Origin of the sequence: Burkholderia sp. SIMBA_062 (genome assembly GCF_046534765.1) — a bacterium.
In the GTDB taxonomy this organism is placed as follows: domain Bacteria; phylum Pseudomonadota; class Gammaproteobacteria; order Burkholderiales; family Burkholderiaceae; genus Burkholderia; species Burkholderia ambifaria.
Genome location: NZ_JAWRYD010000556.1, coordinates 1 through 241, shown reverse-complemented (window position 1 = coordinate 241; position 241 = coordinate 1). Strand labels below are relative to the sequence as shown.

1 pseudogene is annotated in these 241 nt (G+C 68.9%); it reads left to right on the top strand.

Annotated features, from left to right (window positions below):
- Window positions 1-241: pseudogene (locus SB786_RS37435) on the top strand (cobalamin biosynthesis protein CobT); the annotation flags it as partial.

Genomic DNA, 241 nt, shown 5'->3' with positions numbered 1-241 from the left:
CGAAGTGCTGGGCTACAGCTCGATCGACTCGCCGGCGATGCGCGCGCACTACGAGCGCGAACGCGCGGCGCACGCCGATCTGCGCGGCTATAACCGCTTTGTGGAACGGCTCGATCTGCGCGTGTTCAAGCGCTTCGATGCGCGCGACCTGAGCGGGCTCGCGCGCATCGAATGCGGCCACGAGAATCCCGATGGCGAGGCGCTCAGTTGGGCCGCCACGCGGCTCATGGCGCGCAAGGCG